Source organism: Roseococcus sp. GW821-FHT12F05 (genome assembly GCF_058806835.1).
The window spans coordinates 1-4236 of record NZ_JBXAQB010000039.1 but is presented as its reverse complement, the minus strand read 5'-3'; the positions used below and the strand labels follow the sequence as shown (position 1 = coordinate 4236).

At 64.4% G+C, this 4236-nt stretch carries 4 protein-coding genes; 3 read left to right on the top strand and 1 reads right to left on the bottom strand.

Translation table 11 applies throughout. From position 1 onward, the window contains the following. The 3 genes from AC1ROY_RS33910 to AC1ROY_RS33900 all read left to right on the top strand — a co-directional run. A partial coding sequence (locus tag AC1ROY_RS33910) for an ABC transporter ATP-binding protein (protein WP_493153369.1) occupies positions 1-1041 on the top strand: 1041 nt, incomplete at its 5' end. Between the two features lie 199 nt (positions 1042-1240). Continuing rightward, positions 1241-2002 carry a class I SAM-dependent methyltransferase gene (locus tag AC1ROY_RS33905; RefSeq protein ID WP_493153368.1) on the top strand — a complete coding sequence of 254 codons (762 nt, stop codon included), beginning with the start codon at positions 1241-1243 and terminating at the stop codon, positions 2000-2002. A 1259-nt stretch (positions 2003-3261) separates the two neighbouring features. Next, positions 3262-3624 (top strand): hypothetical protein, encoded by a 363-nt coding sequence (locus AC1ROY_RS33900; protein ID WP_493153367.1) that lies wholly within the window; start codon positions 3262-3264, stop codon positions 3622-3624. Positions 3625-3956: 332 nt separating this feature from the next. Here the strand turns inward: AC1ROY_RS33900 and AC1ROY_RS33895 are convergent. After that, positions 3957-4236, bottom strand: a 280-nt coding sequence (locus tag AC1ROY_RS33895) for a Ros/MucR family transcriptional regulator (RefSeq protein WP_493153366.1), incomplete at its 5' end; no start/stop codon positions are given.

Sequence of the window (4236 nt, the reverse complement as noted above, 5' to 3'; positions counted from 1 at the left end):
GGGTCGGGCTTCAACCCCGAATACACCGGGCGGCAGAACGTCTTCCTGAACGCCAGCGTGCTCGGCCTCTCGCGCGCGGAGACGGAGGCGCGGCTCGCCGACATCCTGGCCTTCGCCGATATCGGCGAGTTCATCGACCAGCCGGTGAAGACCTATTCCTCCGGCATGGCCATGCGCCTCGCCTTCGCGGTGATCGCGCATGTGGATGCCGACGTGCTCATCATCGACGAGGCGCTGGCTGTCGGCGACGCCTATTTCCAGCAGAAGTGCTTCCGCTGGCTGCGCGGCTTCCAGAAGCGCGGCACGGTGCTCTTCTGCGGCCACGACCTGGGCGCGGTGGTGAACCTCTGCACGCGCGCCATCTGGCTCGATGGCGGCGTCGTGCAGAAATACGGCACGGCGCGCGAGGTGGCGGAGGCCTATGCCACCCATGTGAATTCCAGGGCCATGGGCCTGGCCGAGCCCGTCCAGGAGCCCGGGCCGGCGCCCGACGCCGCCGGCCCCGCCCCCGCGCGGGCCGCCTCGCCGGCGCGGCGCGGCACCGCCGCCTTCTTCCCGACCGCGGGCAAGGAGAGCTACGGCTCGGGCCTCGCCCGCCTCACCCATGTGGCGCTCACCCTCGCCGACGGGACGATGCCGCCCTGGTATGCCGGCGGCGAGGAGGTCCTGCTCACGCTGCGGATCGAGGCCGTCGAGGACATCCGCGACGTCATCACCGGCTTCTTCTTCAAGGACCGCCTCGGCCAGGCGGTGATCGGCGACAACAGCGTCGCCGCCGCCGAGGCGGAGCCGGTCACGATGAAGGCGGGCGAGGTGGGCGTCGCCCAATACCGCTTCACCCTGCCGAAATTCGCGCCGGGCGATTATGCGCTGACCTGCTCCGTGGGATCGGGGTCGCAGAACGCGAACCTGCAGCACCACTGGATTCACGAGGCCCTTGTCATTACCATGCAGCCACCCGACTGGAAGGGAACGCTGCTCGGCCTGCAATCCCACGCCATCACCCAAATATCCAGGACCGATCCCCTGAGTATTTCATAATATTCCTTCAACCAATGTCGGGCGCGCGATAGCGGGACCGCCAGCCGCATCGCCCGGAATGGCCGGCGCAGCACCGGACCGGACAGAAGACACGAGAGAGATGGCATCAGACAATTCTTCGGCGTGGCGGCCCCTGCGGACCGATGGGAATTTCGCGGTTCCCCTGCCCAGGGAGGCCCTTGAGTTCACCGGCGAACGGATGACCGCCGGCATCGAGGGGCAGATCGAGTTCGAGCACTACCACCGGTACTGCTTCGCCCGCGATTTCTGCTGCGACCTCGACGTTCTGGACGTGGCCTCGGGCGAGGGCTACGGCTCGGCCCTGCTGGCCGGCGTCGCGCGGAGCGTGACCGGCGTCGAGCTGGACGCCTCCAGCGTGCAGCACGCGACGGAGAATTACGGCCGGCCCAACCTGCGCTACCTGAACGGCGACGCGCAGGCCATGCCCGTCGGCGACGCCTCGGCGGATGTCGTCGTCTCCTTTGAGACGTTGGAGCACCTGCCCGACCAGGCGCGCTTCCTCGCCGAGATCCGCCGCGTCCTGCGGCCGGGCGGCCTGCTGATGATCAGCACGCCGGACCGCGCGGTCTATTCCGCGCCCGGCGCCGACCCGAACCCCTTCCACGTGCTCGAGCTGACGCCGCCCGAGTTCCAGGCCCTGCTGCAGGACCGCTTCGCGCATGTGAGCATGCTGGTGCAGCGGCCGGTCCTGGGCTCGGTCCTCGCCGCCGAGGGCCGGCCCGGCTGGCGCAGCTACGAGCGCCGCAGCCTGGACCGGATCGAGGCCACGCCCGGCCTCGCGCGCGGGCACTACCTGGTGGCCCTGGCCAGCGATTCCCCCCTGCCCGACTTCGGCTCCTCCGCCTATCTCGACCGGCGGCGGGTCCATGACATCGTGCAGGACGCGATGACCCTGCCCCGCCTGGACGCCCGGCTGGCGGAGGCGCTCTCCGCCACTTAACGGGATATTCCGGTACTTTACGGGATATTGAGGGACGGTTTCCCACATAAATCCCAACAACATATGTCCGGCTGCCGGCGAATTTCCCCGTTCTGGGGCGAACGCCCCATCCGTCGGGGTTGTGGGGGCGGGACGCTACGCCGCAATTCCGGCCGAGGCCGATTTCCTTGGCCAACGCCAAGCGACGCTTAGCCTAATTCGGCGCAACCGTGGAGTAGTCCGAGGCCAAGCTCGACTTCGCACGGGGCTAGTCGGCGTCAGGCCATAGGGACGTCTGCAATGTCACTCGTCCTGGAACGAAGGGGCGAGGGTGAAGTTGAGACCCACGTTTACGGCCCAACTAACGGCCGCGCCCGGCGTTAGGAATTTTGATGAAGTCGGGACCGATCTATTCCCGAAGAGCAACGTTGCGTCCCGCCCCAGGAGCCTGCCCCAATGCCGAGTGCCAGGCGCTCAATGGTCTTGGCCCTACTTCTCGCCTTGGGCTGCTCTCCGAAGGAGGACCCACAGTCTTCCGAACCCCAGACGGCGCCCTTCGAGACTCGGAGACGCGCCGTATGTTTAGGAGCCTGCGACGATCAGAGCAGGCAGGAGCGAGACCAGCGGGCCGGCATCGTATGTTTGGCCCGCGGCCAGATGACGGCTCCCCCGCTCGCGTATTCTGCGCTTGATGCAACTGTGGCGACTGCAGAGGGGTTTTCCCGGCAAGGCTACGGGAACAGCGTCACCACAATCTGCTGGGACAGCTACCAGAGTACAGGGATCATTCCGGGGTCTTGAGGCGGAGCGCGTTGCCAGAAAGCCGTGATCGTCGCTTTCAATCTGCAGCAATCCCGCCTGACCCTCCGAGGGCCCTGATGTCCGCGCCCACCCCACATCCCGTCCGCCGCTTCATCGCCACTTGGGTCAACGCCGGCGTTGCCCTGGCGACGATGATGTCCTAGGGCGCGGTCAGGTGGGCGCTGCTGGGAACCGCATCCAACCCGAGAAGAAGGTCTAGGCCGCGATGATGGCTGTTGCTGATCCATTATTTTGTGGGAAGCGGATCCTCAGGGCATTAGATGGGGCTTCGTTCTTCGCGATCAGCAAGGCTGGAAGGTCGACCAATCTGTAGGTACATGCGCCCATAGATGCCGTCGCCGTGGCGCCCAGGAAGACGGCAACGCAGCCCCGCCGTGGAAAGAGCCGTGATGTCAGCTTCTCCTAGGAGACTGTCTGCTGAGTTGTGGGAGGAGTTGGCGCGCCTTAACCGAGAGTTGTTGGATAAGCTCGAGGTTGTGGGGGCTGCGGCCTCCGCAAACGGCGGGAACTCGGATGAATTTCGGGCGGCCCATGCCGATCTCAAAGCAGTGGCAAATCAGATCCGAGCCATCGCGGATACCAATAGAAGTATTGCGGCCAAACCTTCCGCCGTAAAAAGCAACAAGTGGATTGCCGACATATTTACGGCGCAAGCTGCCATAAATGGTGGCATTGTCAGGCGCAGCGCAGAAAGTGTCAAAAAATACGCGAATCTCGATCAGTTAAAATCTGAAGCTAGCCGCAGAGGTTTTCATCTGCTACAGATTGGTGATCAATATTTAATAGTATGCAATACGGGAAAACTCCGAACCATTTGCTAGCGCGCTACATCGGAGAGAAATACATTGCCGCGTGGCCGAGGGATTAACGGGGATCAGTCGTGAAGTGCCGATGCCCGCTATGCCGACAGGGCTTCGACACCATCTCCATCTACACTCGCTGGTCCTGCTGGCCCGCGTGGCGCGTTTTACGATTTCAGCATCGGTCGGAAGCAGTACCTGCCGCGATAGGACTTACGTCGGTGCGATCAAAGCGCTTCGTAATGACCAGGGAGTAAAGACAAAGGGCCGGCTCTTCTGGGCCGGCCCTTTCCCTGTGGATTTGCGGTGGCGTATCTGCCGCGGTAGCGGATGCTCAGATCCGTGGCAGGACGCTACGCCGCCTTTCGGCCGAGGCCAATTTCCTTGGCTAGCGCGGAACGACGCTTGGCGTAATTCGGCGCGACCATGGGGTAGTCAGACGCCAAGCCCCACTTCGCACGGTACTGATCGGGCGTCAGGCCATAGGACGACTGCAGGTGCCGCTTGAGCATCTTCAGCTTCTTCCCGTCCTCCAGGCAGATCACGTAATCGGGCTTGACGGACTTCTTGACCGGCACAGCCGGCTCCTTGGTGACGGGAGCAGCGATGGGGGCGACGGAAGAGCCGAGGCCG

Coding starts and splice junctions, on each gene's coding strand:
- AC1ROY_RS33905 (WP_493153368.1), top strand. CDS start 1,241: ATGACCGCCGGCATCGAGGGGCAGATCGAGTTCGAGCACTACCACCGG.